This is a genomic window from Nocardioides baculatus, from assembly GCF_016735675.1.
GTDB classification, from domain to species: domain Bacteria; phylum Actinomycetota; class Actinomycetes; order Propionibacteriales; family Nocardioidaceae; genus Nocardioides; species Nocardioides baculatus.
In genome coordinates, this window is the sequence record NZ_JAERSG010000006.1 from 169,545 (window position 1) to 195,229 (window position 25,685).

A 25,685-nucleotide genomic window follows, 5' to 3' on the forward strand; every position below is an offset into this window, starting at 1 on the left:
CCTCAGTCGACGACGGTGATCGTGCGGGTGTCGGTGTGGGGCAGTCCGCTGCCGGACGGGTCCGGGGCGCGGGCGACGACGTCGTAATCGCCCGGAGCGATGCCGGTGAGGTCGAAGGTGACCACGAAGGGACGAAGGCCGTCGCCGCCTTCTTCGGACCTGGCGGTTCGCTCGACCACGGGTTCGTCGCCGGTGACGGGCACGAGCCCCACTGTGACGGCGCCGCCGGCCGTCCGGCCGAGTCCACGGACGACAAGGGCCTCGTCCTGGTCGACGAGGAGGTTCTCCGCGGGGTCGGTCAGCGACACGTCGGCCAGCACGCCGCGATCGGGGGCGGCGTCGAGGGGCTCGGCCGTCGACACGCCGAGGATCTGGTCGGTGGGCCGGTCGAACAGCAGCAGCCGCACCGGGAGCCGCTGGCCCGCCGCGTCCTGCGCGGTCCGGACGAGTGCCTCCACCGCGAGCCCGGCCTCCTGCGCGGGCAGGTAGCCCCGGCTGCGGAGGTCGCGCTGCGGGTCACCTCCGAGGCTCACCTCGATCACTCCGTCCGCCGCGAGGCGCGCCGAGGCCGTGGTCAGGGGCGGCCAGACGGAGCGGTAGTCGGTGTCCACCGGGTACTGCTTGCGCCCGCGCTCGTCGCGGCCCGCGGCCGCCCGGACCGCGCCGTCGAGCGGACTGCCGTCGACGACGCGGACCTCGCGGAAGAGGCGGGGCCCGTCGGGGGTGTCGCTGAGGTAGTAGACGGTCACCGCGGTTCCCGGCCCGGTCGCGTCGGGGTCCGAGGCGGTCGAGGGCACCGGCAGCGCGGGTGCGGCTGGTTGCGGCGACGTACGCGTCGAGTCCCCCCGGGCGACGGCGAACGCCGCCAGCACCGAGGCAACGACCAGGACGACTCCGACGGCCGCCAGGCGTCGCCGCGACGACCGCCCGCTCCTGTCCCGGGCCTCGGCCAGGAGCTCCTCGAGGCGATCTCCGGGGTCCACGCCCTGCGCCACCTGGCTGAAGAGGCGCGCCATGCGGGTGTCGTCGCTCGTCATTCCCGGTCCCACCAGTCACCGAGGAGCTCACGCAGGGCCTGACCACCCCGGTGCGCGTGCGTCTTGACCGCACCGGGCGAGATCCCGAGCGCGTCCGCGATCTGCGCCTCCGACCAGTCGAGGTAGTGCCGGAGCACGAGCACCTCGCGCTGGCGGTCCGACAGGTGCCGCAGTGCGTCGCGCACGGCGTCGCGGCGGCCGGCGGCGTCGACCGGCGTCTCGACCACCACCTCGGCCCGGGGTGCGGTCCGTGCGTGCCTCTCGACCACCACCCGGTGACGCAGTGCCGAGCGCGATCCGTTCACGACCGCCTGGGTGAGGTAGGCCATCGCCCGATCGGCATCACGCAGCCGCGACCACCGACGATGCAGCGCGATGAACGCGTCCTGCACCACGTCCTCCGCGGCGGTCTGGTCGTGCAGCAGCAGCACCGCGAGCCGGACCAGCCGTCGCCAGTGGGCGGCGTACAGCTGTTCGACCGCCGAGTCCGCGTCGGCGCCCCGGAGATCGAGGTCCTCTGCCACGCCCACCCTCCCTCGACGCGGTCCGGGCCAGTCGGTCTGGATGGTCACGCAGTGGGACGCCCCAGCACGCGGACCGGTTGACGCCTACCCGACGGTGATCGTCTTCGTGTCGATCGACGGCCCGTCGCCCTCGGCGCCGCCCGACGGGTCGTCGGTCTCGCACTGGACGACGACCTCGCCGCTGATGCCCTCGAGGGTGAAGTCCACCTCGAATGGGAACAGCCGGTCCTCCATCCAGCCCTCCGCCTGGTAGGGCTGGAGCAGCATCTCGACCCCGTCGGCCGAGAGTCGGCACGGTCCGGACGCCTCGAAGGAGTTGGCCACGCCGGTCACCGTCAGGACGTCGTCGGTGACGGTGGCGCCCTCCTCGGGGGAGGTGATGTTGACGAGGTTGAGGGTCTCGAGCGCGCTGGCCTGCTCGAACGGCTTGGTCGTGGGGAGGCCGAAGATCTGCGGCTCGGTGTCGGGACGCCCGATCGTCACCGGGATCCGCTCCTGCTGCACCCCCTGGAGCGTGTAGACGAGCTGCTGCACCGCCAGCCGTGCGTCACGCTTCGTCATCCCGTCCGGGCGCTCCGAGAAGCCGTCGGTGGGGACCTCCACGTAGAGCACCCCGTCGGTCGCCTCGACCAGCGTGACGTCGATCTCGGGCCACAGCGTGCGGTAGTCGGGGTCGTCGGGCTGGCCGCCACCCATCACGAGGCGCGCGGCCTCGGTGAGCGGGTCGCCCTGCACCCTGTGGAACTCGCGGAACAGCCGCGGCTCGCCACCCGGGCCGTCTCCGACCCAGTAGATCGGCACGGCGGTGCCGTCGTCATCGGTGGGCGAGGAGGTGGGCGAGGAGGTGGGGGTCTCGCTCGCCTCGGTCGGCTTCGGCTTGTCGGTGCCCCGCTTCGCCGGCTCGTTCGTGTCGCCCGAGGTCGGCACTGGGTCATCGCTGCCGCACGCGGCGAGGCCGAGGGTGCAGAGCAGGGCAACGGCGGCGGACGCGCGCGCAGGTCGTCGTACGGACAGGCGGCGGGCGGGGAAGGTCATGTTCTTCACGGTAGTTGGACGTAGCCGTCCCCCGATCGGTCCCACGCCGCCTAGTCTGGTCCGGTGAGCACCGTTGCCGACTGCGTCTTCTGCAAGATCGTGGCGGGCGAGATCCCGGCCGAGGTGCTCGGCCGCAGCGACGACGCGATCGCCTTCCGCGACCTGAACCCGCAGGCGCCGTTCCACGTGCTCGTCGTGCCGTTGGACCACCACGAGAACGCTGCCGAGTCCGCGGCCGCCGACCCGGCGAGCCTGGGCCGCGCTGTGGCGCTCGCCGACCAGGTGGCCAAGGAGGCCGGGAACGCCGACTACCGGATGATCGTCAACACCGGTGCCGGCGCCGGCCAGACCGTCTTCCACACCCACGTCCACGTGCTCGCCGGGGCAAGCGGCATGACCGAGGCACTGGTCTGATGCCGCGCCGTCGCGCATGGGCCGCCCTCCTCGCCACCGGCCTGCTGACGCTGTCCGCGTGCGGTGGCGGTGGGGCCGATGGCGACAGCGCCACCCAGCCGCCCGACGTCACGCAGGGCGCGTCGAGCAGCCCGGACGGTGAGGTCACCGTGGGCCACGACGGCCACCAGGTGAAGCCGGCCAAGGCACGCCCGCTGCGTGCGGGAGAGACGCGTACGACGATCGCGATGCCCGGCAGCTACACGCCGTCCGCGCCCTACGGCACCGGCACCGACGACTACCGGTGCTTCCTGCTCGACCCCGAGCTGGACCGGCCGGCGTGGCTCACCGGGACCCAGATCCTCCCGGGCAACCCCGATGTCGTGCACCACGTCATCCTCTTCCAGGTTCCGCCCGAGCAGGTCGCAGCGGCCGAAGCCAAGGACGCCGCGGAGGAGGGCGAGGGGTGGACCTGCTTCGGCGGCACCGGCCTCGACCGGTTCCAGAACGTCGACCGGTCGTCGTGGATCGGCGCGTGGGCTCCAGGTGGCGAGGAGTCGGTGATCAAGCCCGGCTTCGGCATCCGACTCGCGAGCGGCAGCCGCATCGTGATGCAGGTGCACTACAACCTGCTCGCCGGGCAGGAGCCCGACACCTCGGCAACGCAGTTGCGGCTCGCTCCCGCGAAGCGCGACTACCAGTCCCTCAGCACCATGCTCCTGCCCGCGCCCGTCGAGCTGCCCTGCCGCCCGGAGCACGACGACATCGACCGCTGCGACCGCGCGGACGCCGTGGCCAGCGTCAAGGAACGCTTCGGTGCCGAGGGCAACACGGCCGACCTGCTCCACGTCTTGTGCGGGGGCGAGCCGAAGCCCGGTGAGACCCAGTCCTGTCTGCGCACCCTCTCCGAGCCGATCACCATCCACGGCGTCGCCGGACACATGCACCTGCTCGGCCGCTCGATCAGGATCGAGGTCCGCCCCGGGACGCCCGAGGCGCAGACCATCCTCGACATCCCGGTCTGGGACTTCGACGACCAGGGGAGCAGGTCGATCGAGCCCATCACCCTGCAGCCGGGCGAGCAGGTCGAGGTCACCTGCACCCACGTCCAGTGGCTGCGCGACAAGCTGCCGGCCTTCGAGGGCCAGCCCGACCGCTACGTCGTGTGGGGTGAGGGCACCACCGACGAGATGTGCCTCGGCATGCTGCAGGTCACCCGGCCCTGAGCCGGAGCAGCACCACCCTTACTCAGGTGTGCCGTACGCCGACCGCTCGGTAGCATGGAAGGGCTCCGCCACCGACCCGGAAGGCCGCCCGTCACGGGCATCCATGACTGACACGACCCGCAGCACGCAGCAGGACAAGCCGACGCACACCGTCGTGGTCCCCAACAGCATCGACATGGTCTCCGTCCTGGGTCCGGGCGACGAGCACCTCCGGCTGATCGAGCGGGCCTTCGACGCGACCGTCCACGTCCGCGGCAACCGGATCACGCTCGCCGGCGACTCCGCGGAGGTCGCGTCGGCCGAGCGGCTGCTCGACGAGATCGTGACGCTCGTGCGCACCGGCCAGGGCGTCACCGGCGAGACCGTCGAGCGGATCATCCAGATGCTCCGCACGGAGACGCAGGAGCGCCCGGCCGACGTGCTGAGCCTCAACATCCTCTCCAACCGCGGCCGCACGATCCGTCCGAAGACGCTCAACCAGAAGCGCTACGTCGAGTCGATCGACACCAGCACGATCACCTTCGGCATCGGCCCCGCCGGCACTGGCAAGACCTACCTCGCGATGGCGAAGGCCGTGCAGGCGCTGCAGGCCAAGGAGGTCAACCGGATCATCCTGAGCCGCCCGGCCGTCGAGGCGGGGGAGCGGCTCGGCTTCCTCCCCGGCACGCTGAGCGAGAAGATCGACCCCTACCTGCGTCCGCTCTACGACGCGCTGCACGACATGGTCGACCCCGACACGATCCCCAAGCTGCTCGCCGCCGGCACCATCGAGGTCGCGCCGCTGGCCTTCCTGCGCGGCCGCTCGCTCAACGACTCCTTCATCATCCTCGACGAGGCGCAGAACACGACGCCCGAGCAGATGAAGATGTTCCTCACCCGACTCGGCTTCGGCTCGCGCATCGTCGTCACCGGCGACACCAGCCAGGTCGACCTCCCCTCCGGCACCAAGTCCGGACTGAGGGTCGTCGAGGGCATCCTCGAGGGCGTGGAGGACATCACGTTCTGCCGGCTCACCGGCACCGACGTCGTACGCCACCGGCTCGTCGGGCGCATCGTCGAGGCCTACGAGGTCTTCGACGCCGACAGCGAGCGCACCGGCCCGAAGAAGGCCGAGCGCGGACCGAGGAGCCAGGCATGAGCATCGAGGTCCTCAACGAGTCGGGCCACGAGTTCGACGTACGCCGGCTGTCCCGGCTCGCACGCTTCGTGATGGACCAGATGCGGGTCCACCCGCAGGCCGAGCTGTGCATCAAGGCCGTCGACGAGGACACCATCGCCGCGCTCAACGGGCAGTGGATGGACAAGGAGGGCCCGACCGACGTGCTGGCCTTCCCGATGGACGAGCTGCGCCCCGGCCGGGTCAACGAAGAGCCCGAGGAGGGCGTGCTCGGCGACCTGGTCCTCGCGCCGGCCGTCGCCGAGCGGCAGGGCGAGGAGGCGGGCCACGGCCGCGAGGCCGAGATCGACCTGCTGACGGTCCACGGCATCCTCCACCTCCTCGGCTACGACCACGCCGAGCCCGAGGAGCACGCCGAGATGTTCGGCCTCCAGGGCGAGCTGCTGGACAAGTGGCGCGCCGCACCCGACGCCGACTGAGGTGACCGACGTGACCGCCGACCTCTGGCAGCTCGGCTCCGCCACCCTGCTGGTCCTCCTCGCCGGGCTCTTCTCCGCCGCCGACGCCGCGCTCAACGGGTTCTCCCGCGCCCGCGCGGAGGAGCTCCGGTCCGACGGCGTCGCCGGTGCCCGTCGCCTCGTGCAGATCCTCGACGACCCGCCGCGCTACCTCAACACCGCGCTGCTGATGCGCCTGCTGTGCGAGATCAGCGCGATCGTCCTCGTCGGGGCCTGGTCGCGCGACGCCTACCAGGACGCGCTCGTGCCGAGCGTGCTCACGACCGTCGGCGTCATGCTGGTCGTCTCCTTCGTCGTGATCGGGGTCGCGCCGCGCACGCTCGGCCGCCAGCACGATGCCCGGGTCGCGCTGCTCTCCGCCGGCCCCCTGTCGCTCGTGACCACGATCCTGGGCCCGATCCCCGCGCTGCTGATCCTGCTCGGCAACGCGATCACCCCGGGCCGCGGCTTCAGCGAGGGACCGTTCTCGACCGAGACCGAGCTGCGCGAGCTGGTCGACCTGGCCGAGGCGTCCGCCGTGATCGAGTCGGGCGAGCGCCGGATGATCCACTCCGTCTTCGAGCTCGGCGACACCACCACCCGGGAGGTGATGGTGCCGCGTCCCGACGTCGTCTACGTCGAGCGGCACAAGAACATCCGCCAGACGCTCTCGCTCTTCCTGCGCAGCGGCTACTCCCGGATCCCGGTGATCGAGGAGAACCTCGACGACATCGTCGGCATGGCCTACCTCAAGGACCTCGTCCGCCGTGACTTCGAGGCACCCGACGTGGAGTTCACCCAGCGGGTCGACGAGGTGATGCGCCCGGTCCACTACGTGCCGGAGTCCAAGCCGGTCGACGCGCTGCTCACCGAGCTCCAGGCGCGCCGGCAGCACATCGCCGTGGTCGTCGACGAGTACGGCGGCACGGCCGGGCTGATCACCATCGAGGACGTGCTCGAGGAGATCGTCGGCGAGATCACCGACGAGTACGACGTCGACGAGGTCGAGGTCGAACGCCTCGAGGGCGGCGCCATCCGGGTCTCCTCGCGCTACCCGGTCGACGACCTCGACGAGATCGTCGGCTTCGACGTCGAGGACGAGGACGTCGACAGCGTGGGCGGCCTGATGGCCAAGCACCTCGGCAAGGTCCCGATCCCCGGGTCGGTCGTGGAGTGCCACGGCCTCCGGCTCGAGGCGGAGCGCGCGACCGGTCGGCGCAACAAGATCGAGACCGTGCTGGTCACGGTGCTGTCCGAGGACGGTGAGGACGCCGCTGCCGACGCCCCCACCCAGGTCACCTCCGGCGGCCGCTGACCACGACGTACTCCCACCGCATCCGGCCCGAGCCCTCGTCGGCGCTTGCAGCCAGTGCGTCCAGCGCCGCGTCGAGCTCAGTGATCCGGTCGGGCTGGTCGGCCAGCCCGCGGTAGGCCATCAGCGTCGGGCCGTAGTTGTCGCGGAAGTAGGTCCGGAAGTCCGTCGGTCCGTTGAACAGGTCGACGTCGACGTGGTCGCGCTCGAAGGCCAGGTCCTCGACCCGGTCGCCGAGCAGGTCGCGCACGTGCGCCTCGCTGCCCCACAGCGGCGGCGGCTGCACGCCCGCCGGCGGCGGCGGCACGAAGTCGCGCATCGTGGCGAACAGGCGTCCGATGAAGCCCTCCGGCGTCCAGCTCAGCAGGCCGAACCGGCCACCCGGCCGCAGCACCCGCACGACCTCGTCGGCCGCTGCCTGGTGGTGCGGCGCGAACATCACGCCGACCGTGCTCATCACGACGTCGTACGACGCCTCGGGCCAGGGCAGTGCCTCGGCGTCGGCGACCTGCCAGTCGATGCCGGCGTCCGGGTGCTCGGCCCGGCCGATGTCGAGCAGCTCGGGCGTGAGGTCGGAGGCGACCACCGACGCGCCGGTGCGGGCCGCCGGGACGGCCGCGTTGCCGGTCCCGGCGGCGATGTCGAGGACCCGCTCACCGGAAGTGATCCCGAGCGAGGCGACGAGCCGCTCGCCGAGGACCGGGATGATCTCGCGGGCCACCCGGTCGTAGTGGCCGGAGGCCCACATTGCGCGGTGCCGGTCCTTGAGTGCGGTGTCCGAGGGTGCCGTGGTCGGCGTGGTCATGGTGGTGCTCCTCCCGTGGGTCCGTGGTGGTGACGACGCTAGGAGCGGTCGGACCAGACCGACGAGTGCACGATCTGTACTACCCCGATCGGGCGGCGTACCGTGCCCACCATGGGCGCGAGCTATCGCCAGTTCTGCCCCGTCAGCAAGGCCATGGAGCTGCTCGACGAGCGCTGGACGCTGCTCGTGGTCCGTGAGCTGATCCTCGGCAGCCAGCACTTCAACCAGCTGCGCCGCGGGCTGCCGCGGATGTCGCCGACGCTGCTGTCCCGACGGCTCCAGCAGCTCACCCGAGCAGGCATCGTGTGCCGCGAGGAGACCGGGGGAGAGGTGCGCTACCTGCTCACCGACGCGGGTCTCGAGCTGCGCCCGGTCGTCGAGGCACTCGGCGTCTGGGGCACCCGCTGGATCCCCGACCTCGCGGATCCCGACCTCGACCCCAAGCTGCTGCTGTGGGACATGCACCGAAACGTCGACCACGACGCGCTGCCACCCCGGCGGACCGTCGTGGCGTTCGAGTTCCGCGACGTCGCGCCGGGCGTCGCCCGGTGGTGGCTGGTGATCTCACCCGACGACGTCGACGTCTGCGACGACGACCCCGGCGACGAGCCCGCGGCGCGGCTGGAGACCTCCCTGCGGACCCTCACCGAGGTCTGGCGCGGCGACCGCACCTGGGCGAGCGCGGTGGGCGACGCGTCGATGCGGGTGCACGCCACCGGTGACGTCGCCAGCGCGCTGCCGGGCTGGTTCCTGCTCTCGCCCTTCGCGGCGGTCCCTCGACCGGCGGCGGTGTCGTCCGTGCCGGAGGCCGCTCACTAGGCTTGACCGCATGAGCGATCAGCCCGACCTCAGCGCCGAGGACGCCAAGCTGGTGACGCTGGCCCGGGCGACGCGCGCGCGTGCCCGCTCCACCGAGGGTGCCGCGGTACGCGACCTCGACGGCCGGACGTACGCCGCTGCGAGCGTCCGTCTCGAGCACCTGCGCCTTTCCGCGCTCGAGGTCTGCGTCGCGATGGCGTTGTCGTCGGGCTCGACCGGGCTCGAGGCCGCGGTGGTGCTGACCGACGGCGACGCCCCCGACCTCGCCGCCGCCATCGACTTCGCGGGACCCGACGTCCCGGTCCTCGTCGGTGACCCACGCGGTGTGGTCCACACCTGGTTGGCGACGCCCGGAGTGTGACGTAGATGGTTGTGCAGCGCAACCATCTGTGACGTAGTCGATAGTCGCTCGCGAGTGTCCGCGCCGGTCGCTAGCGTGCTGCTGTGCGTACCCCGATCGGCTGGGACGAGCACGCTGCAGGAGTGGCGCGGCTCGAGGAGTCCTACGCCTCCCTGCCGTCCGACGCGCCGGTGCGGCTCGCGAAGCGCACGAGCAACCTCTTCCGGGGACGGACGGCGCTGACCGCCGGCCTCGACGTCTCCGGCCTCGACGGCGTGATCGAGGTCGACGGCGACGTCGCCGAGGTGCAGGGCATGTGCACCTACGAGCACCTCGTCGAGGCGACCCTCCCGCACGGCCGGATCCCGCTGGTCGTGCCCCAGCTGCGCACGATCACGCTCGGCGGGGCGGTCACCGGCCTCGGCATCGAGTCGACGAGCTTCCGCAGCGGGCTGCCGCACGAGTCCGTCCTCGAGATGGACGTGCTCACCGGCAGTGGCGAGGTCGTGACCTGCAAGCCAGGCGACGAGCTGTTCGACGCGTTCCCCAACTCCTACGGCTCGCTCGGCTACGCCACCCGGCTGCGGATCGAGCTCGAGCCGGTCCAGGCCTTCGTTGCCCTTCGCCACGTCCGCTTCGACGACGCCCACGCGCTCGCCGAGGCCGTGGAGCGCATCGTCGCGACGCGCGAGTGGGATGGCGAGCGCGTCGACGGCCTCGACGGCGTGGCCTTCGCGCCCGACGAGCTCTACCTGACGCTCGCGCGATGGACCGACGAGCCCGGCCCGACCAGCGACTACGCCGGCCAGCAGGTCTTCTACCGCTCGATCCAGCAGCGGTCGACCGACCGCCTCACGATGCTCGACTACCTCTGGCGCTGGGACACCGACTGGTTCTGGTGCTCACGTGCCTTCGGCGCCCAGCACCCGGTCGTACGACGACTGTGGCCGCGACGGCTGCGTCGCTCCGACGTCTACTGGAAGCTCGTCGCCCTCGACCGCCGCTTCGCCATCGGCGACCGGCTCGACCGGCGCGCCGGCCGGCCCCAGGGCGAGCGTGTGGTGCAGGACGTCGAGGTCCCGGTGGAGCGGCTGACCGAGTTCCTCGCGTGGTTCGACCGCGAGGTCGGCATGCGGCCGGTGTGGCTGTGTCCCCTGCGGCTGCGCGAGCGCGAGTGGCCGGGCTACCCGCTGACAGGCGGCACGACCTACGTCAACGTCGGCTTCTGGGGCGTGGTCAACGTCGGCCCCGACGCCCCGCACTCGCCGCGCAACCGCGCGATCGAGGCGAAGGTCTCCGAGCTCGGCGGCCACAAGAGCCTCTACTCCGAGGCGTTTTACGCCCCGGACGAGTTCGACCGCCTCTACGGCGGCGAGCACCTCGCCCGGGTCAAGGGGGTCCACGACCCCGACGAGCGACTCACGTCCCTCTACGACAAGGTGGTACGACAACGATGAGCTACAAGCTCGACTCCGGTTCCGGCCGGGTGACCGACGGACGGTTGTCCATCGGCGAGGCCATCGGCGGCCTCTTCCGAGGCGGTCTTCCCCTGCGCTTCACCGCCTACGACGGCAGCACGGCCGGACCGCGCGACGCGGAGATCGGCATGCACCTGCGCACCGAGCGCGGCCTGTCCTACCTGATGACCGCGCCCGGCGACCTCGGCCTCGCGCGGGCCTACACCGCCGGCGACCTCGACCTCGTCGGCGTGCACCCGGGCGACCCCTACGACGCCCTGGTCCTGCTCAAGGAGCACACCCACTTCCGGGTGCCGAGCCCGGCCGAGGTCGTGGCCATCGTGCGCAGCCTCGGGCTCTCCCACCTGCGCCCGCCGGCCCCGCCGCCGCAGGAGCACCTGCCTCGCTGGCGGCGCGCCGTGGAAGGTGTGCGTCACTCGCTCACCCGCGACGCCGAGGTCATCTCCCACCACTACGACGTCTCCAACCGCTTCTACGAGATGGTGCTCGGCCCCTCGATGGCCTACACCTGCGCCCTCTACGACCCGCCGACCGCGACGCTCGAGGATGCACAGGCCGCGAAGTTCGACCTCGTCGCCCGCAAGCTCGCCCTCCAGCCCGGGCAGCGGCTGCTCGACGTCGGCTGCGGCTGGGGGACGATGGTGCGCCACGCCGCCCGCGAGTACGGCGTACGCGCCCTCGGGGTGACGCTCTCGGCCGAGCAGGCTCAGTGGGCGCAGGCAGCCATCGAGCGCGAGGGGCTCGCCGACCTCGCCGAGGTGCGCCACCTCGACTACCGCGCGGTGACCGAGACCGGGTTCGACGCGGTCAGCTCGATCGGGCTCATGGAGCACATCGGTGTGCGCAACTACCCCGCCTACTTCGACCACCTGCGGGATCGGCTCAAGCCCGGCGGCCGCCTGCTCAACCACTGCATCACCCGCCCGCACAACGGGAGGCAGCAGACCGGCGCGTTCATCGATCGCTACGTCTTCCCCGACGGCGAGCTCATCGGCTCGGGCACGATCATCGCGGCCGCGCAGGACCAGGGCCTCGAGGTGCACCACTCGGAGAACCTCCGCCTCCACTACGCCTCCACGCTCCGCGACTGGAACCGCAACCTCGTCGAGCACTGGGACGAGTGCGTGGCCGAGGTCGGCGAGGGCACTGCCCGGGTCTGGGGCCTCTACCTCGCCGGCTCGCGAGTCGGTTTCGAGCGCGACGAGGTCGAGCTCCACCAAGTGCTCGCGACCCGCAACCACGACGACGGACGGTCCGGCTTCCCGATGCGTCCCGACTGGTGACGCGGCGATAACCTCGGCGGATGAGCACGCGGGCAGCCCAGTTCAGCGCACGGGTGGTGAGCCGTGAGCCGCTGACGGACCACCTCGTCCGGCTCGTCCTCGACGGCCTCGACGGCTTCGCCAGCACCGGTGTACCCGACGAGTGGGTCGGCCTCGTGGTGCCCGGTCAGTTCCAGAGCCGCTACTACACCGTGCGGTCGTGGGACGGACGCGAGCTGGTCCTCGACATCGTGGTCCACGACGTCGGGCTGGTGACCGAGTGGGCGACGCGCGACTGCGTCGGCGACACGGTCACGATCACCGAGCCCAAGGCCTCCTTCGCGCCACCCGCCGACGCCGCCTGGCTGCTGCTCGCCGGCGACCTGACGGCCATGCCGGCGATGGCCCGCATCCTCGAGAGCCACCCGGACCTGCCGTCCTACGTCCTCGCGGAGGTCCCGGACGACCTCGCCGGTTACCTCCCCATGCACGCCGAGGTGACGTGGCTCGAGCCGCCCGCACCCGGTCAGAGCGCGCTGGCGCAGGTCGTCGAGGGCATCGACTGGCCCGAGGGCGACGGCTACTTCTGGATGGCGGGGGAGTCGGCGCAGATGCGCGCGATCCGCAAGCACCTGATGCGCGAGATCGGCCTCCCGACCAGCCACTACGACGTGATGGGCTACTGGCGCGCGACGCTCGGCCGGCAGCCGCGTGCGGTCGACCCCGGCCCCGTCTGGCGCGCGGGCAAGGCGGCAGGGAAGAGTGACGAGCAGATCTGGGCGGACTACGACGCGGCGCGAGAGGCAACTGATGGCTGACGAGCAGGACGACACCACCGTCGAGCTCGACGAGGACGAGCTGGAGGATGAGGTGGACGACGAGCTCGATGACGAGCTGGACGACGAGTTCGACCTCTCCGGGGTCGCGCCGGCCGGTGCGTTCTACCAGGCGCCGGAGGGATACCGCAGCGGCTTCGCGTCCTTCGTCGGTCGCCCCAACGCGGGCAAGTCGACGCTGACCAACGCACTCGTCGGTCAGAAGATCGTCATCACGTCGTCCAAGCCGCAGACCACCCGCAACGTCGTGCGCGGCATCGTCCACCGCGACGACGCGCAGCTGATCCTCGTCGACACCCCCGGCCTGCACCGGCCGCGCACGTTGCTCGGCGAGCGGCTCAACGACCTCGTCCGCACGACGTGGGCCGAGGTCGACGTCGTCGCGGTGTGCTTCCCGGCCAACGAGAAGATCGGCCCCGGCGACCGGTTCCTCGTGACCGAGCTCGCCAAGGTGCGCCGTACGACCCGCATCGCCGTCGCCACCAAGACCGACCTCGTCACGCCCGAGCAGCTGGGCCAGCACCTCCTCGACATCGCCTCGCTGGGCGCCGAGACGTCGACCGAGTGGGCCGAGATCGTGCCGGTCTCGGCCGTCAAGGGCGACCAGGTCGAGCTGCTGTCCGACCTGCTGGTCGGGCTGCTGCCCGAGGGGCCGCCGCTCTACCCCGACGGCGACCTCACCGACGCGCCCGAGGAGGCGCTGGCTGCCGACCTGATCCGCGAGGCCGCGCTGGAGGGCGTGCGCGACGAGCTGCCGCACTCGATCGCCGTCGTCGTCGAGGAGATGGGCCTGCGCGAGGGCCGGCCCGACGACAAGCCGCTGCTCGACATCGTGGCCAACCTCTACGTCGAGCGCGACTCGCAGAAGGGGATCATGATCGGCCACAAGGGCGCCCGCCTGCGCTCGGTCGGCACGGCCGCGCGCAAGCAGATCGAGGCGCTGCTCGGCACTCCCGTCTACCTCGACCTCCAGGTCAAGATCGCCAAGGACTGGCAGCGCGACCCGCGCCAGCTGCGCAAGCTCGGCTTCTAGGCGTGGAGGTCGACCTCGTCACGGCCGCGACCGACGCGGACGCCGAGGAGCTGTGGCCCGTCTACGCGGAGGTCTTCGAGGAGACCCGTGATCTCGCCTCGTGGCGTGCCGACACGTGGGACCGCCACGTCGCGCGTGCGGGCTTCCGGCTCGCGCGGGTCCGTCGCGGCGGGGAGCTGATGGGTTTCGCCTACGGCCTCACGGGCGAGAACGGTCAGTGGTGGACCGACCGGGTGACGGCGGTCTGGCCCTCCGGCCTCGCCGACGAGTGGCTCGACGGGCACTTCGAGCTCGTGTCGCTCGGCGTACGTCCCGCCGCTCGCGGCCTCGGCGCAGGCGGCGTGCTCCTGGACGCAGTGACCGCGGACCTGCCGCACGACCGCTGGCTGCTCATGACGACCGCAGATCCTGCATACCCGGCGCGGCACCCCTACGCCTCACGCGGCTGGGACCTCGTCGGTCCGGGCCTCAGCGAGAAACAGGTCATCCTCGGTCGCCGGATCTGACCGCTGTGTGCCCCGTGGGTGGCGGCACACGACATCGCGCGAGGACTTGAGTGGCGGCACACGACACCGGATCGGCGCCTCGGAGTGTCGTGTGCCGCCACCCAACGGGGGCCGGGTGTCGTGTGCCGCCACCCAGGTGGGGTCAGCTCCCGTCGCCGGAGGTGACCGCCAGCACGTGCGGCGGCACGGGGCGGTCGGGCCCGAGGTCGGGCGCGTCGACCGGGTCGTCGTACGCCACGCGCATCGGCACGACGCCGGCCCAGACCGGCTCGTCGAGGTCCTCGTCGGGGTCGTCGGGGAAGCCGTCGCCGACCTTGACCGACCACTCGTCGAGCGGGACCCGCAGCACGGTGGTGGCCGCCAGCTCCCTGGCGCGCGGTGCCCGCAGCTCGGCCCAGCGGCCGGGCAGCAGGTGCTCGGTGAGCACCTCGAGCGCGTGCAGCTTCTCCTCGTCTGCGACGAGGGTGGCGGTGCCGAGCACGGTCGCGCTGCGGTAGCGCATGCTCGACTCGAAGGCGGACCGCGCGTAGACGAGGCCGTCGAGGTGCGTGACGCTGACGCAGACCGGAGCGCCGGTCGCGAGCACGCGCATCAGCCGGCTGCCGGTGGACCCGTGCAGGAGCAGGCTCCCGCCGTCGCGGGCGCACGCCATCGGCAGCACGAACGGTTGGCCGTCGACCTGGAAGCCGACCGCTGCCTGGAGCGCCTCGTCGAGGATCGCGTGGAGCGTCGCGACGTCGCGCACCTGCTTCTCGGGCAGCCGGCGCACGTCGGTGCGCTCGCGAGGGGTCATGGGCAGATCATGCCGGGACCCAGCAGATCCCGTAGCGCTGCCCGGCGTCCCACTGCTCCTGCGTCGGACTCTCCTGCGACCAGGTGAAGTCGAGCGGGTCGGCGGCGCTTTCTCGTGCGGCGTCACCGCACGGACCGTCCATCAGGTCGGCGACGGCACCCTTCGACGGCAGCCGCTTGCCCGGGAGGTCGACGGTCGAGACCGCCCTCCACGCGTGCTTCGCGGCGCACCCGACCCGCTTGAACGCCGTGGTGCCGGGCGCTGCGGTGGCGCACATCGCCACGGCCGGAGCGGCGCCGAACCCCTTCGTGGCGCGCGGCAGCGTCAGCAACCGGCGCGGCCCGGCGACGACGACCACGTCGCAGCGGAACCAGTCCGCGCCGGCCTCCGCGCGCTGGGGCGGAGGTGTGAAGTAGACCGATCGGGCCAGGGTCAGCCGCAGCTCCCGTGGCGTACGCCCCAGGTGCTTCGGGAGCCGCGCCGCACAGGTCGTGCGGGCCTGCTTCTGCGCGGCCTGCGAGTCGACGCGACGAACATGACCGGCCTTGGTCGCCAGCTTCAGCCGGCCGACGAAGTAGGTCTCCGCCGTGTGCTTGCGCTTGCACTTCACCGGCTCGGTGCGGCCCACCACGTTGACGGCCTGGCCGAAGGACAGCAGGTGGCACTCGCCGACCTTCGGCGTCGGGCCGGGATCGGGCGGCGGGGTGGTCTCGGTGGGGGTGGTCGACGCCGAGGGCGAGGGGGTGTCGCTCACGGGCTTCGTCGGGGACGACGTGCAACCCGACAGGGCCAGCACGAGCGCCGCGAGCGCGACGAGGGTCCTCATGCCATCACCAGGGCGGCCAGCGTCCCGCCCAGGTCGTACGCCGACTCCCGGTCCGCGTCGGCGACCTCGCCCAGCACCTCCAGGACCGGCGCCGCCTGGCGCCAGCCGAGTGCACCGACGATCGACTGCACCGAGCGCACCGCGCCCGTGGCGTCGTAGCGGCCGTGGACGTAGAGCCCGAAGGGCTTGCGGCCTCCCTTGACCGCCCCTGCCGAGCCGTCGTCGGCGAGCGCGCCGCCGGCCTGGAGGAAGATCGAGTCGAAGAAGTGCTTGAGCGCGCCGCTCATGTAGCCGAAGTTCGCCGGTGTGCCGAGCACGTAGCCGTCAGCGGTCAGCACGTCGTCGGCGTCGGCCTCGAGGGCGGCGCGGACGACGACCTCGACGCCCTCGATCGCGTCGTCCGAGGCACCCGCGACCACCGCGTCGGTCAGGGCGGTGACCGACGGGGTCGGGGAGTGGTGGACCACCAGCAATCGGGGCATGACGTGAGCCTACGAGGCGAGTAGCGTCGATCGACGTGAGCTTCGATGTGGCGGGTGAGGCGTACGACCGGTTCATGGGTCGCTACTCCCAGCCGCTCGCCCGCACGCTGGTCGACTGGCTCGAGGTCGCGCCCGGGCAGCGCGCCGTCGACGTCGGCTGCGGACCGGGCGCACTCACCGCGGTCCTGGTCGAGCGGCTGGGGGCCGACCACGTCGTGGCCGTCGACCCGAGCGAGCCGTTCGTCGCCGCCTGTCGTGACCGCAACCCGGGCGTGGACGTCCGTCAGGGAGGTGCCGAGTCGTTGCCCTTCGACGACGACTCCGCCGACGTCGCGGCCGCCTGCCTGGTCGTGCACTTCATGACCGACCCGGTCGCCGGCGTGCGCGAGATGGCGCGGGTGACCCGGCCCGGTGGCCGGGTCGGCGCCACGGTCTGGGACCTCAGGGGCTCCCGCGCGCCGATGGCGCCGTTGTGGACGGCGATGGCCGAGGTGGCGCCACAGCACCCCGACGAGAGCGACTTCCAGGGCGGGTCGCGCGAGAGCCTGGTCGGCATCCTCGAGCAGGCCGGCCTGACCGACATCGAGGCCGACGAGCTCGCCGTCACCGTCACCCACCCGACCTTCGAGGAGTGGTGGGAGCCCTACCAGCACGGCGTCGGTCCGGCGGGCGAGGCGATCGCCGCCCTCGACCCCGAGGCCCGCACCCGCCTCGAGCAGGTGCTGCGCCGCAACCTCGGCGACGGCCCGTTCGACGTCACCGCGGTGGCGTACGCCGCCCGCGGGCGGGCCTGAGGTGTCCACGTTGTGGCCGGACCCGCGCCGGCACCGGCCGGCGCGGGCTATCGTGAACCCGTCATGATGCGCAGCCGACTCCTCCTTCCCAGCCGCAACGAGGCCTGACACCCCGGCCCCCTCGTTGCGGAGTGTGGTGCGCGCCGGTCGCCCCTGACGCAGACCGAGGAAGTCATGACCAACCTGAGCAACACCAGCAACCAGCAGGGCACCAGCCCGATGCCGTTCGGTCGCTACACGCCGTTCGTCCCCGTCGACGTACCCGATCGCACCTGGCCGACGAAGAAGGTCGAGAAGGCGCCGCGGTGGCTCTCCACCGACCTGCGTGACGGCAACCAGGCGCTGATCGACCCGATGACCCCCGCCCGCAAGCTCACCATGTTCGAGCTGCTGGTGAAGATGGGCTACAAGGAGATCGAGGTCGGCTTCCCGAGCGCGAGCCAGACCGACTTCGACTTCGTGCGCAAGCTCGTCGAGGAGGACCGGATCCCCGACGACGTGCAGATCTCGGTGCTGACGCAGGCCCGTGAGGACCTCATCGAGCGCACGGTCGACTCGCTGGTCGGCGCCCCGCGCGCGACGATCCACCTCTACAACGCGACCGCGCCGCTCTTCCAGCGCGTCGTCTTCAACGTCACCCCCGACGAGTGCCGCAACATCGCGGTGCGGGGGACCGAGATGGTGATGAAGTACGCCGAGGAGCGGCTGGGCGGCATCGTCGGCACCGAGGACTTCGGCTACCAGTACAGCCCGGAGATCTTCACCCAGTCCGACACCGACTTCGCGCTGAGCGTGTGCGAGGCCGTGTCCGACGTCTGGCAGCCGGAGGCCGGCCGCGAGATCATCCTCAACCTGCCCGCCACGGTCGAGATGTCGACGCCCAACACCTACGCCGACCAGATCGAGTACTTCGGCCGCGGCCTGACCCGCCGCGAGCACTCCGCGATCAGCCTGCACCCGCACAACGACCGCGGCACCGCCGTCGCCGCCACCGAGCTGGCGCTGATGGCCGGCGCCGACCGCGTCGAGGGCTGCCTCTTCGGCCACGGCGAGCGCACCGGAAACGTCGACCTGGTCACGCTGGCGATGAACCTGTTCAGCCAGGGGATCGACCCGCAGGTCGACCTGGGTGACATCGACGAGGTCCGTCGAACGGTCGAGTACTGCACCAACCTGCCGGTCCACCCGCGCCACCCCTACGCCGGCGACCTCGTCTACACCGCCTTCTCCGGCTCGCACCAGGACGCCATCAAGAAGGGCCTGGAGGACCTCGACCGGCAGGCGGCCGACCAGGGCGTCGACGTGCGCGACCTGCCGTGGGAGGCGCCGTACCTCCCCATCGATCCCAAGGACGTCGGGCGCACCTACGAGGCCGTGATCCGGGTCAACAGCCAGTCCGGCAAGGGTGGCGTGGCCTACGTCCTCAAGTCCGAGCACAAGCTCGATCTGCCGCGTCGCGCGCAGATCGAGTTCAGCCGGGTCGTCCAGCAGCACACCGACACCGAGGGCGGCGAGATCACCCCCGAGGAGATCTGGGCGGTCTTCCGCGGCGAGTACCTCGACCGTCGCACCCCGCTCGAGCTCGACTCCGTCCACACCTCCAGCGCGGCGGGTGAGAAGGACCAGCTCACCGTCGGGGTGTACGTCGACGGCGAGCGGCAGGAGCTGTCGGGTGAGGGCAACGGACCGATCGCCGCCTTCGTCGATGCGATCTCCGGCCTCGGCCACGACGTGCGGGTCCTCGACTACGCCGAGCACGCGCTCTCGGCAGGCGGCGACGCGATCGCGGCGGCCTACGTCGAGTGCGCCGTCGGCGAGAAGGTGCTGTGGGGCGTCGGGCTCGACGCCAACATCGTCACCGCCTCGCTCAAGGCCGTGATCAGCGCCGTCAACCGGGCGTGAGCAGTACATTCACGTCATGTTGGTGAGCGAGCGGATCGGCCAGTTCTTCGTCGAGTCCGACGGCGGGCGCGACCGGCTGGAGTACACCGAGTACGGCTCGGGCGACCAGTGGGTCGTGCTGCTGCACGGCCTGCTCATGCCGCGGCGGATGCAGCAGCCCCTCGCGCGGGCGATGGCGGCGCAGGGCCTGCACGTTGTCACCCTGGACCTGCTCGGGCATGGCCGTTCGGACCAGCCGGCCGACCCGCTCGTCTACTCGATGACGTCGTTCGGCGAGCAGGTCGTGGCGCTGCTCGACCACCTCGGCGCCGAACAGGCCGTCATCGGCGGGACGTCGCTCGGCGCCAACGTCTCGCTCGAGGTCGCCGTGATCGCGCCCGAGCGGGTCAAGGGCCTGATCGTCGAGATGCCCGTGCTCAACAACGCGCTGGTCGCCGGGATTCTCGCCTTCGTGCCGATCATGCTCGCCGCGCGCTACCTCCCCTTCACCGCCAACACCCTGCAGAAGGTCTCGCGCTCGATCCCGCGGGGGCTCGTGCCGTTCTGGGCGGGCATCGGCCTCGAGACCGTCGACCACCGCGCCGACTCGGTCGCGTCGGTGCTGCACGGCGTGATCTTCGGCCGCCTCGCACCGTCGTCGAGCCAGCGTCGCCGGATCCAGGCGCCCGTCTTCGTCGTCGGCCACCCGATCGACCCGATCCACCCCTTCGTCGACGCTGACATGCTCGCCGCCGAGCTGCCGCACGTCCGGATGGAGCGGGCCACCTCGATCCTCGAGTGGCGCTTCCGCCCGGACCGGCTGACCGCGGCCGCCACGGACTTCGCACTCGACTGCTGGGCCACGGCCGGCGCCGCCGCAGCCACGACCACGGCGCGCGCCCGGAAACGCTGACGCCCTAGCCGGCCGCGGCACCGCGGGTGGGGGAGAATGGTCGCGTGCCCCTCTACCGCGACGAGGCGGTCGTGCTGCGCACCCACAAGCTGGGTGAGGCCGACCGCATCATCACCCTGCTGACACGTCAGCACGGGCGGGTGCGCGCGGTCGCCAAGGGCGTGAGGCGTACGACGTCGCGCTGGGGCTCGCGCCTCGAGCCGTTCACCCACGTCGACCTCCAGCTCGCCGAGGGCCGCAGCCTCGACGTGATCACCCAGGCGGAGACCCTCGACCCGTTCAACTCGCGGCTCGGGCTCGACTACGACCGCTACACCGCGGGCACCGTCATGCTCGAGACCGCCGAGCGGCTCGTGACCGAGGAGAAAGAGCCGGCCGTCCAGCAGTTCCTGCTCCTCGTCGGCGGCCTGCGGGCGATGTCCGGTGGCGAGCACCCGGCCAAGCAGGTCCTCGACTCCTACCTGCTGCGCTCGCTGTCGGTCGCGGGCTACGCCCCGTCGTTCGACCACTGCGTGCAGTGCGGGGTCGAGGGTCCGCACCGCTTCTTCAACCCGTCGGCCGGTGGCGTGCTGTGCGCCTCCGACCGGCTGCCGGGCTCCGCGACCCCCGCCTCCGAGACGGTGGTCGTGCTGGGCGCGCTGCTCGTCGGCGACTGGCCCCTCGTGCACGCCGCCGACCCGCGCCACCTGCGCGAGGCCAGCAACCTCGTCTCGGCCTACCTCGCCTGGCACCTCGAGCGTGGCTTGCGCTCGATGGCCTACGTCGAGCGATGACGGCGACATCGGTCGCGTTCTTCCGCAACCTCAACGTCGGCCAGCGACGGAGCCCGAGCCGGGACCAGCTGCTCGACGCGTTCGCCGCCGCAGGCGCCACCGACGTGCTCAGCCACCTGTCCAACGGCACCGTCGCCTTCACGGCAGCGGGTGATCCACAGCCGCTCGCCGATGCGGTGGCCGAGCGGCTCTCGACCGTGTGCGACTACGCCGACCTCGCCGTCGTACGCCCCGTGGCCTGGCTCGTCGACCTCGACCTCGACGCGCTGCCGGACGGCTGCGAGCTCACGCTCTTCGACGGCCCGTCACCCTTCCCGGAGGCTGCCGTGGGACCCGGGCCGCGGCGACGTCACGGTGCTGGCCGCCGACCACCTCCACGCGATCGTCCTGAACCACGTGGAGCGCCGCAGCAACGGCACTCCCGTCATCGAGTGGCGGCTCGGGGTCCGGGCCACGTCTCGAGGTGTCGGGACCGTCCAGCGCCTGCTCGCCCGCGTCGGCCACCCCTGATCGTCGGCGACACGCCCGGGATGCACGTTGAGTCTCTGGGCGACTCAAGGGCCAGGGCCGCCGGTTCCTCGTGCCCTCCCGCGAGCTGACGGACAGTCATGTCGTGATCGAGGCGGGACGCAGCACGACTGTCCGGCAACCAGGCGGTTCTGTCCGGACGGCGTACGCCGACCGCACTACGCTTGCGGCCGTGAAGCGACAGGTGAGGCCGCCGACCCCGCACCCGAGCGGCGCGACCCCGCCGCCGGTCCCGAAGGACCTCGTCCCCGAGCACGTCGCGATCGTGATGGACGGCAACGGACGGTGGGCCAAGCAGCGCGGGCTGCCGCGCACCAAGGGACACGAGGAGGGGGAGAGCACGCTCTTCGACGTCGTCGAGGGCGGCATCGAGATCGGCGTCAAGGCGATCAGCGCCTACGCCTTCTCCACCGAGAACTGGTCGCGCTCGCCCGACGAGGTGCGCTTCCTGATGGGCTTCAACCGCGACGTGATCCGGCGTCGCCGCGACGAGATGCACGAGCTCGGCGTGCGCGTGCGCTGGGCGGGCCGCGCGCCGCGGCTGTGGAGGTCGGTGATCAAGGAGCTCCAGGTCGCCGAGGAGATGACGAAGGACAACGACGTCCTCACCCTCACGATGTGCGTCAACTACGGCGGACGCGCCGAGCTCGCCGACGCCGCACGTTCGATCGGCCGCGAGGTCGCCGCCGGCCGGCTCAACCCCGACAAGATCGACGAGAAGACCTTCGCCCGCCACCTCTACGTCCCCGAGCTCCCCGACGCGGACATGATCTGGCGCACCTCGGGGGAGCAGCGGCTGTCCAACTTCATGCTGTGGCAGGCGGCCTACAGCGAGATGGTCTTCACCGACGTGCTGTGGCCCGACGTCGACCGTCGCCACCTGTGGTCGGCCATCGAGACGTACGCCAGCCGGGATCGTCGCTACGGCGGGGCAGTGCCCAATCCTCCTACCGGTGGTTGAGGAGGCGCGCCAGCGCCGTCACGAAACCAGGCAGGCCGGGCAGGTGCCGAAGATCTCGAGCGTGTGGCTGATGTCGGCGTAGCCGTGCTCGGCGGCGATGGCGCCGGTCCACTTCTCGACCGCCGGCCCCTCGACCTCGACGGTGGCGCCGCACGTGCGGCACACCAGGTGGTGGTGGTGCGTGTCGGAGCAGCTGCGCCAGATCGCCTCGCCGTCCTCGTTGCGCAGCATGTCGACCTCGCCGGCATCGGCGAGCGCTGACAGGGTGCGGTAGACCGTCGCCAGGCCGACCGAGTCGCCCTGGCGCGAGATCAGGTCGTGGATCTCCTGCGCGCTGCGGAAGTCGTCGAACCCGGCCAGGGCCGAGGCGACGGCGCGCCGCTGGCGCGTGGGGCGTACGGCCGGTCGCTCAGTGCTCGTCATAGTGCTCTCCGTGTACGGCGTGCCGGTGGCCGTCGTGGACGTAGTCGACGTGGTCCTCGTGCGGGACCGCGGGGTGGCCGCAGGCCTGGCCGTGCTCGTGCGGGTGCTCGTCGGTGACCGTGTGGGAGGTGCTCTCCACCGCGGGGAAGGGCGAGAGGAGCCGGCGCCGCCGCCGCAGCCACACCCCGATCGGCCAGGTCGAGGCGAACATCGCCAGCGCCAGCAGGACGATCGTCGGTCCCGGCGCGACCGTCGCCCGGAAGGACAGCGCGGCACTGAGCAGCAGGCCGCCCAGGGCGGCCAGGACCCCCACGACCATCGCTCCCGTGAGCGTCGTACGGAACGATCGCGCGAGCTGCTGAGCGGTGGCGACCGGGACGACCATCAGCGCCGAGACCAGGAGCAGGCCGACGGTGCGCATCGCGACCGTGACGGTGACCGCCGCGAGCACCGCGATCAGGAGGTTGTAGGCGCGCACCCGCAGCCCGGCGACGCGGGCGAACTCGGGGTCGCTCGCGACCGCGAAGAGCTGGGGGAGCAGGCCGAGGGTCGTCACCAGCAGGACCACGGTGAGCCCGAACGTGAACCACACGTCGCCGGCGGAGATGCTGGTCAGCGAGCCGAAGAGGTACTCCTGCAGCCGGGCCGCACCCTGGCCGGCGATGCCGGTGATGAGGACGCCGCCGGCGAGGCCGCCGTAGAAGAGCAGCGCCAGCGCGACGTCCCCGTTGGTGTGCCCGCGCTCGCGGATCACCTCGATCAGCACGGCGCCGAGCACCGCGACGACCACGGCGGTCCACGTCGGCGAGGCACCGGTCAGCAGTCCGATCGCGACACCGGTGACGGCGACGTGCCCGATCCCGTCACCGAGCAGCGCGAGCCGCCGCTGGACGAGGAAGGTCCCGATCGCCGGAGCGGCCAGACCCGTGAGGAGCGCGGCCACGAGGGCGCGCTGCATGAAGGGGAGCGAGAAGAGGGAGAGGAAGTCGTTCACCGCCCGCCTCCGAGCCCGTCGAACGGCGACCCGACGTGGGGGACGTGGTCGTGCGTGCTGCCCTCGGCGTGGTGGTGGTCGTGGCCGTCGCGCGCGCCGAGGGCCGGACCGGAGTACGCCACGCGACCGTCGCGCATCACGACCGCACGGTCGATCAGCGGCTCCATCGGACCGAGCTCGTGGGCGACGAGGACGATCGTCGCGCCGCGCGCCTTGAGCACGCCGAGCGCGTCGGCCAGGGCCTGCTGGTTGGCCAGGTCGACGCCGGCTGCGGGCTCGTCCAGCACCAGCAGGTCGGGCTGCCCGGCGAGTGCGCGCGCGATCAGCGCGCGCTGCTGCTGCCCGCCGCTGAGCTGGGAGATGCCGATCGAGGCGCGGTCGCCGAGGCCGACGACGTCGATCGCGTCGGCGATGGCCTGGCGGTCCTCCCGGGAGAGCGGCAGGAACGGACGGCGGCGGGTGATCCGCCCCGACGCGACGACCTCCCACACCGTCGACGGGACCCCGCTGCTGGCGGTGGAGCGCTGTGGGACGAACCCGATGCGGTGCCAGTCGCGGAAGTCGGCGTACGCCGTCCCGAAGAGGCTGACCGACCCGGCAGCCATCGGCAGCAGGCCGGTGATCGCGCGGACGAGCGTGGACTTGCCGGACCCGTTGGCGCCCAGCAGCGCGAGGAACTCGCCGGGCTCGACGGTCAGGTCGATGCCTCGCAGGATCGGCCGGCCGCCGATGGCGACCGACCCACCGCGTACGACGACGGGTGCGGGAGCATCCGGTGTCACTGACATGCGTTGGCCGTCCGCAACGCGTCGAGGTTCTCGCCCATGAGCGAAAGGTAGTCCTCGTCGGCCGTCTCGTCGGACAGGCCCTCGATCGGGTCGAGCACCGCCGTCTCGAGCCCGAGGTCGCCGGCGAGGGAGTCAGCCATCTTGGTGCTGGCGAGCCGCTCGGAGAAGACGGTGGTGATCCCGTCGGTGGTGATCAGGTCCTGCAGCCGGGCCAGATCGGCGGGCGTCGGCTCGGCGTCGGGGGAGAGGCCCGCGATCGCCTCGAAGGTCAGCCCGTACCGCGAGAGGTAGGAGAAGGCCTCGTGGCTGACCACCGTCGTGGTGCGCTCGCACGTCGCGAGGCCGTCGGCGTACTCCTGGTCGAGGGTCTCCAGCTCGGTGCGCAGCTCCGCGGCGTTGTCGGCGTACGTCGTTGCGCCGTCGGGGTCGAGCTCGGCGAGCCGGTCGGCGACCGCGTCGGCCAGGTCGGCCATCAGGAGCGGGTCCTGCCAGAAGTGCGGGTCGAGGTCGCCGTGGTCGTGGCCGGCCTCCTCGTGCTCGTGCTCGTGCTCCGAGGCCGGCATCAGGTCGACGACCTCGGCCGCGTCGACCACGGCAGCATCGGGGGCGTTGGTCTCGACGTTCTCGTCGACGGCCGGCTGGAAGTCGTGCTCGAGGACGACCAGGTCGGCCTCCGCCACGGCGGCCGTCTGCTTGATCCCGAGCTCGAGGTCGTGCGGCTCGGTGCCCGGAGCGGTCAGGTTGTCCACCGTCCAGCCGTCGCCTGCCACCCGACCGGTCACCCAGGCCAGCGGGTAGAACGCCGCGACGGCCGAGCGACCATTCCCGGCGTCGTCAGCAGGTCCGCCGCAGCCCGCAAGGAGGAGGGCTGAGGCGAGGGTGGTGGCGAGGGCGACCGGTCGGATGACAGACAACATGAGAACGATTCTCACCAATATTGAGAACCATTGTCAAACGCGGCGGCCGTAGGGTGGGCGCATGCTCGTCGTCACCCGCCTCCGCGCCCCCGGCCACGACCTCGCCGCGACTGACGAGCTGCGGCGGGGCCTGCTGCGCGCGCTCGAGATCCTGGCGGGCAAGCCCGGCCACGTCGGGGGCGAGGTCGGCCGCAACGTCGACGACCCGACCCTGTGGGTGCTGACCACGCGCTGGGAGAACGTCGGGTCCTACCGGCGGGCACTGGGGTCGTACGAGGGCAAGATGCACATCCAGCCGCTGATGGTGCACGCGGTGGACGAGCCCAGCGCCTACGAGGTCGTGGAGGAGGGGACCGACCTCAACGAGTCCCAGCCCCGCTCGTTAGGCTGAC

The 25,685-nt window shown here is 71.8% G+C and carries 30 protein-coding genes and 1 pseudogene; 20 read left to right on the forward strand and 11 right to left on the reverse strand.

From position 1 onward, the window contains the following. Positions 1-2 precede the first annotated feature (2 nt). The 3 genes from JI751_RS18580 to JI751_RS18590 form a co-directional block, all read right to left on the reverse strand. Positions 3-1,037, reverse strand: a complete 1,035-nt coding sequence (locus JI751_RS18580; RefSeq protein ID WP_201939999.1) for a hypothetical protein — start codon at positions 1,035-1,037, stop codon at positions 3-5. Continuing rightward, positions 1,034-1,561: a SigE family RNA polymerase sigma factor gene (locus JI751_RS18585; protein ID WP_201940001.1), complete on the reverse strand. Its 528-nt coding sequence runs from the start codon at positions 1,559-1,561 to the stop codon at positions 1,034-1,036. Before JI751_RS18585 ends, JI751_RS18580 begins: the two co-directional genes overlap by 4 nt. 84 nt (positions 1,562-1,645) lie before the next feature. Next, positions 1,646-2,596 carry a Gmad2 immunoglobulin-like domain-containing protein gene (locus tag JI751_RS18590; RefSeq protein WP_201940002.1) on the reverse strand — a complete coding sequence of 317 codons (951 nt, stop codon included), beginning with the start codon at positions 2,594-2,596 and terminating at the stop codon, positions 1,646-1,648. A 63-nt stretch (positions 2,597-2,659) separates the two neighbouring features. On the opposite strand from JI751_RS18590, the gene JI751_RS18595 reads away from it, so the two are divergent. From JI751_RS18595 to JI751_RS18615, 5 genes are all read left to right on the forward strand, one after another. Continuing rightward, the gene (locus JI751_RS18595; RefSeq protein ID WP_201940003.1) at positions 2,660-3,010 is read left to right on the forward strand and encodes an HIT domain-containing protein; all 351 of its coding nucleotides are present in this window, start codon (positions 2,660-2,662) and stop codon (positions 3,008-3,010) included. Then, on the forward strand, positions 3,010-4,215 hold the full coding sequence (locus JI751_RS18600; protein ID WP_201940004.1) for a hypothetical protein: 1,206 nt from the start codon (positions 3,010-3,012) through the stop codon (positions 4,213-4,215). Before JI751_RS18595 ends, JI751_RS18600 begins: the two co-directional genes overlap by 1 nt. Before the next feature lie 103 nt (positions 4,216-4,318). Further along, a complete protein-coding gene (locus JI751_RS18605; protein WP_201940005.1) occupies positions 4,319-5,353 on the forward strand; it encodes a PhoH family protein in 1,035 nt (344 codons plus the stop codon). Next, on the forward strand, positions 5,350-5,811 hold the full coding sequence (ybeY, locus tag JI751_RS18610) for an rRNA maturation RNase YbeY (RefSeq protein WP_201940006.1): 462 nt from the start codon (positions 5,350-5,352) through the stop codon (positions 5,809-5,811). Before JI751_RS18605 ends, ybeY begins: the two co-directional genes overlap by 4 nt. A gap of 10 nt (positions 5,812-5,821) precedes the next feature. Further along, positions 5,822-7,144 (forward strand): hemolysin family protein, encoded by a 1,323-nt coding sequence (locus JI751_RS18615; RefSeq protein WP_201940007.1) that lies wholly within the window; start codon positions 5,822-5,824, stop codon positions 7,142-7,144. Here the strand turns inward: JI751_RS18615 and JI751_RS18620 are convergent. Further along, complete coding sequence (locus JI751_RS18620) at positions 7,125-7,946, reverse strand: class I SAM-dependent methyltransferase (protein WP_201940008.1); 822 nt, start codon at positions 7,944-7,946, stop codon at positions 7,125-7,127. The genes JI751_RS18615 and JI751_RS18620 overlap by 20 nt on opposite strands. 111 nt (positions 7,947-8,057) lie before the next feature. Here JI751_RS18620 and JI751_RS18625 point away from each other — a divergent pair, with 111 nt between their 5' ends. The 7 genes from JI751_RS18625 to JI751_RS18655 all read left to right on the forward strand — a co-directional run bounded on the left by JI751_RS18625 (position 8,058) and on the right by JI751_RS18655 (position 14,220). Continuing rightward, complete coding sequence (locus tag JI751_RS18625; RefSeq protein ID WP_201940010.1) at positions 8,058-8,765, forward strand: winged helix-turn-helix transcriptional regulator; 708 nt, start codon at positions 8,058-8,060, stop codon at positions 8,763-8,765. 10 nt (positions 8,766-8,775) lie between these two features. After that, positions 8,776-9,126, forward strand: a complete 351-nt coding sequence (locus tag JI751_RS18630; RefSeq protein ID WP_201940013.1) for a cytidine deaminase-like protein — start codon at positions 8,776-8,778, stop codon at positions 9,124-9,126. An 83-nt stretch (positions 9,127-9,209) separates the two neighbouring features. Further along, positions 9,210-10,562, forward strand: coding sequence for an FAD-binding oxidoreductase (locus tag JI751_RS18635; RefSeq protein WP_201940015.1), 1,353 nt, complete (start codon positions 9,210-9,212; stop codon positions 10,560-10,562). After that, on the forward strand, positions 10,559-11,866 hold the full coding sequence (locus JI751_RS18640; protein ID WP_201940017.1) for an SAM-dependent methyltransferase: 1,308 nt from the start codon (positions 10,559-10,561) through the stop codon (positions 11,864-11,866). Before JI751_RS18635 ends, JI751_RS18640 begins: the two co-directional genes overlap by 4 nt. 20 nt (positions 11,867-11,886) lie before the next feature. Continuing rightward, positions 11,887-12,663, forward strand: coding sequence for a siderophore-interacting protein (locus tag JI751_RS18645; protein ID WP_201940018.1), 777 nt, complete (start codon positions 11,887-11,889; stop codon positions 12,661-12,663). Continuing rightward, entirely contained in the window at positions 12,656-13,714 is a 1,059-nt protein-coding gene (era, locus tag JI751_RS18650) for a GTPase Era (RefSeq protein WP_201940020.1), read from the forward strand. Before JI751_RS18645 ends, era begins: the two co-directional genes overlap by 8 nt. 2 nt (positions 13,715-13,716) lie before the next feature. Further along, positions 13,717-14,220 (forward strand): GNAT family N-acetyltransferase, encoded by a 504-nt coding sequence (locus JI751_RS18655; protein WP_201940022.1) that lies wholly within the window; start codon positions 13,717-13,719, stop codon positions 14,218-14,220. A gap of 142 nt (positions 14,221-14,362) precedes the next feature. Here the strand turns inward: JI751_RS18655 and JI751_RS18660 are convergent, their stop codons facing one another. Genes JI751_RS18660 through JI751_RS18670 form a run of 3 tightly spaced genes read right to left on the reverse strand, consistent with a single transcriptional unit; the run spans position 14,363 to position 16,321 of the window. Continuing rightward, positions 14,363-15,013, reverse strand: coding sequence for a pyridoxamine 5'-phosphate oxidase family protein (locus JI751_RS18660; protein WP_201940025.1), 651 nt, complete (start codon positions 15,011-15,013; stop codon positions 14,363-14,365). Between the two features lie 7 nt (positions 15,014-15,020). After that, positions 15,021-15,839 (reverse strand): septum formation family protein, encoded by an 819-nt coding sequence (locus JI751_RS18665; RefSeq protein WP_201940027.1) that lies wholly within the window; start codon positions 15,837-15,839, stop codon positions 15,021-15,023. Further along, the gene (locus tag JI751_RS18670) at positions 15,836-16,321 is read right to left on the reverse strand and encodes a flavodoxin family protein (RefSeq protein ID WP_201940029.1); all 486 of its coding nucleotides are present in this window, start codon (positions 16,319-16,321) and stop codon (positions 15,836-15,838) included. The genes JI751_RS18665 and JI751_RS18670 overlap by 4 nt, the downstream gene beginning before the upstream one ends. Before the next feature lie 35 nt (positions 16,322-16,356). On the opposite strand from JI751_RS18670, the gene JI751_RS18675 reads away from it, so the two are divergent. The 7 genes and pseudogenes from JI751_RS18675 to JI751_RS18700 all read left to right on the forward strand — a co-directional run bounded on the left by JI751_RS18675 (position 16,357) and on the right by JI751_RS18700 (position 22,171). Then, positions 16,357-17,115 carry a class I SAM-dependent methyltransferase gene (locus JI751_RS18675; RefSeq protein ID WP_201940031.1) on the forward strand — a complete coding sequence of 253 codons (759 nt, stop codon included), beginning with the start codon at positions 16,357-16,359 and terminating at the stop codon, positions 17,113-17,115. Positions 17,116-17,289: 174 nt separating this feature from the next. After that, a complete protein-coding gene (leuA, locus tag JI751_RS18680) occupies positions 17,290-19,017 on the forward strand; it encodes a 2-isopropylmalate synthase (protein ID WP_201940033.1) in 1,728 nt (575 codons plus the stop codon). Positions 19,018-19,033: 16 nt separating this feature from the next. Continuing rightward, positions 19,034-19,909 carry an alpha/beta fold hydrolase gene (locus JI751_RS18685; RefSeq protein WP_201940035.1) on the forward strand — a complete coding sequence of 292 codons (876 nt, stop codon included), beginning with the start codon at positions 19,034-19,036 and terminating at the stop codon, positions 19,907-19,909. A gap of 44 nt (positions 19,910-19,953) precedes the next feature. After that, positions 19,954-20,682 (forward strand): DNA repair protein RecO, encoded by a 729-nt coding sequence (gene recO, locus JI751_RS18690; RefSeq protein ID WP_201940036.1) that lies wholly within the window; start codon positions 19,954-19,956, stop codon positions 20,680-20,682. After that, positions 20,679-20,906, forward strand: a pseudogene (locus JI751_RS22085) (DUF1697 domain-containing protein); the annotation flags it as partial. The gene recO and the pseudogene JI751_RS22085, both read left to right, overlap by 4 nt. 130 nt (positions 20,907-21,036) lie before the next feature. Further along, positions 21,037-21,192: a hypothetical protein gene (locus JI751_RS21260; RefSeq protein WP_236666526.1), complete on the forward strand. Its 156-nt coding sequence runs from the start codon at positions 21,037-21,039 to the stop codon at positions 21,190-21,192. 190 nt (positions 21,193-21,382) lie between these two features. Beyond that, entirely contained in the window at positions 21,383-22,171 is a 789-nt protein-coding gene (locus JI751_RS18700; RefSeq protein ID WP_307814372.1) for an isoprenyl transferase, read from the forward strand. 18 nt (positions 22,172-22,189) lie between these two features. Here the strand turns inward: JI751_RS18700 and JI751_RS18705 are convergent, their stop codons facing one another. The 4 genes from JI751_RS18705 to JI751_RS18720 are packed head-to-tail and all read right to left on the reverse strand — an operon-like array spanning position 22,190 to position 25,293. Beyond that, positions 22,190-22,594 (reverse strand): Fur family transcriptional regulator, encoded by a 405-nt coding sequence (locus JI751_RS18705; protein ID WP_201940041.1) that lies wholly within the window; start codon positions 22,592-22,594, stop codon positions 22,190-22,192. Beyond that, positions 22,581-23,588, reverse strand: coding sequence for a metal ABC transporter permease (locus JI751_RS18710; RefSeq protein WP_307814374.1), 1,008 nt, complete (start codon positions 23,586-23,588; stop codon positions 22,581-22,583). Before JI751_RS18710 ends, JI751_RS18705 begins: the two co-directional genes overlap by 14 nt. Beyond that, the gene (locus JI751_RS18715; protein WP_201940044.1) at positions 23,585-24,376 is read right to left on the reverse strand and encodes a metal ABC transporter ATP-binding protein; all 792 of its coding nucleotides are present in this window, start codon (positions 24,374-24,376) and stop codon (positions 23,585-23,587) included. The genes JI751_RS18710 and JI751_RS18715 overlap by 4 nt, the downstream gene beginning before the upstream one ends. Then, positions 24,367-25,293: a metal ABC transporter substrate-binding protein gene (locus tag JI751_RS18720; RefSeq protein ID WP_201940046.1), complete on the reverse strand. Its 927-nt coding sequence runs from the start codon at positions 25,291-25,293 to the stop codon at positions 24,367-24,369. The genes JI751_RS18715 and JI751_RS18720 overlap by 10 nt, the downstream gene beginning before the upstream one ends. Before the next feature lie 61 nt (positions 25,294-25,354). Here JI751_RS18720 and JI751_RS18725 point away from each other — a divergent pair, with 61 nt between their 5' ends. Next, positions 25,355-25,684, forward strand: coding sequence for an antibiotic biosynthesis monooxygenase family protein (locus JI751_RS18725; RefSeq protein WP_201940048.1), 330 nt, complete (start codon positions 25,355-25,357; stop codon positions 25,682-25,684). The last annotated feature ends 1 nt before the right edge of the window (position 25,685 follow it).

What these genes read in the sequence shown, in the direction of transcription:
- JI751_RS18640 (WP_201940017.1), top strand. Translation starts at nt 10,559, where the DNA reads ATGAGCTACAAGCTCGACTCCGGTTCCGGCCGGGTGACCGACGGACGG.
- JI751_RS18705 (WP_201940041.1), bottom strand. Translation starts at nt 22,594, where the DNA reads ATGACGAGCACTGAGCGACCGGCCGTACGCCCCACGCGCCAGCGGCGC.
- JI751_RS18665 (WP_201940027.1), bottom strand. Translation starts at nt 15,839, where the DNA reads ATGAGGACCCTCGTCGCGCTCGCGGCGCTCGTGCTGGCCCTGTCGGGT.
- JI751_RS18590 (WP_201940002.1), bottom strand. Translation starts at nt 2,596, where the DNA reads ATGACCTTCCCCGCCCGCCGCCTGTCCGTACGACGACCTGCGCGCGCG.
- JI751_RS18620 (WP_201940008.1), bottom strand. Translation starts at nt 7,946, where the DNA reads ATGACCACGCCGACCACGGCACCCTCGGACACCGCACTCAAGGACCGG.
- JI751_RS18645 (WP_201940018.1), top strand. Translation starts at nt 11,887, where the DNA reads ATGAGCACGCGGGCAGCCCAGTTCAGCGCACGGGTGGTGAGCCGTGAG.
- JI751_RS18625 (WP_201940010.1), top strand. Translation starts at nt 8,058, where the DNA reads ATGGGCGCGAGCTATCGCCAGTTCTGCCCCGTCAGCAAGGCCATGGAG.
- JI751_RS18660 (WP_201940025.1), bottom strand. Translation starts at nt 15,013, where the DNA reads ATGACCCCTCGCGAGCGCACCGACGTGCGCCGGCTGCCCGAGAAGCAG.
- leuA (WP_201940033.1), top strand. Translation starts at nt 17,290, where the DNA reads ATGACCAACCTGAGCAACACCAGCAACCAGCAGGGCACCAGCCCGATG.
- ybeY (WP_201940006.1), top strand. Translation starts at nt 5,350, where the DNA reads ATGAGCATCGAGGTCCTCAACGAGTCGGGCCACGAGTTCGACGTACGC.
- era (WP_201940020.1), top strand. Translation starts at nt 12,656, where the DNA reads ATGGCTGACGAGCAGGACGACACCACCGTCGAGCTCGACGAGGACGAG.
- JI751_RS18725 (WP_201940048.1), top strand. Translation starts at nt 25,355, where the DNA reads ATGCTCGTCGTCACCCGCCTCCGCGCCCCCGGCCACGACCTCGCCGCG.
- JI751_RS18600 (WP_201940004.1), top strand. Translation starts at nt 3,010, where the DNA reads ATGCCGCGCCGTCGCGCATGGGCCGCCCTCCTCGCCACCGGCCTGCTG.
- JI751_RS18630 (WP_201940013.1), top strand. Translation starts at nt 8,776, where the DNA reads ATGAGCGATCAGCCCGACCTCAGCGCCGAGGACGCCAAGCTGGTGACG.
- JI751_RS18605 (WP_201940005.1), top strand. Translation starts at nt 4,319, where the DNA reads ATGACTGACACGACCCGCAGCACGCAGCAGGACAAGCCGACGCACACC.
- JI751_RS18720 (WP_201940046.1), bottom strand. Translation starts at nt 25,293, where the DNA reads ATGTTGTCTGTCATCCGACCGGTCGCCCTCGCCACCACCCTCGCCTCA.
- JI751_RS18715 (WP_201940044.1), bottom strand. Translation starts at nt 24,376, where the DNA reads ATGTCAGTGACACCGGATGCTCCCGCACCCGTCGTCGTACGCGGTGGG.
- JI751_RS18685 (WP_201940035.1), top strand. Translation starts at nt 19,034, where the DNA reads ATGTTGGTGAGCGAGCGGATCGGCCAGTTCTTCGTCGAGTCCGACGGC.
- JI751_RS18670 (WP_201940029.1), bottom strand. Translation starts at nt 16,321, where the DNA reads ATGCCCCGATTGCTGGTGGTCCACCACTCCCCGACCCCGTCGGTCACC.
- JI751_RS18580 (WP_201939999.1), bottom strand. Translation starts at nt 1,037, where the DNA reads ATGACGAGCGACGACACCCGCATGGCGCGCCTCTTCAGCCAGGTGGCG.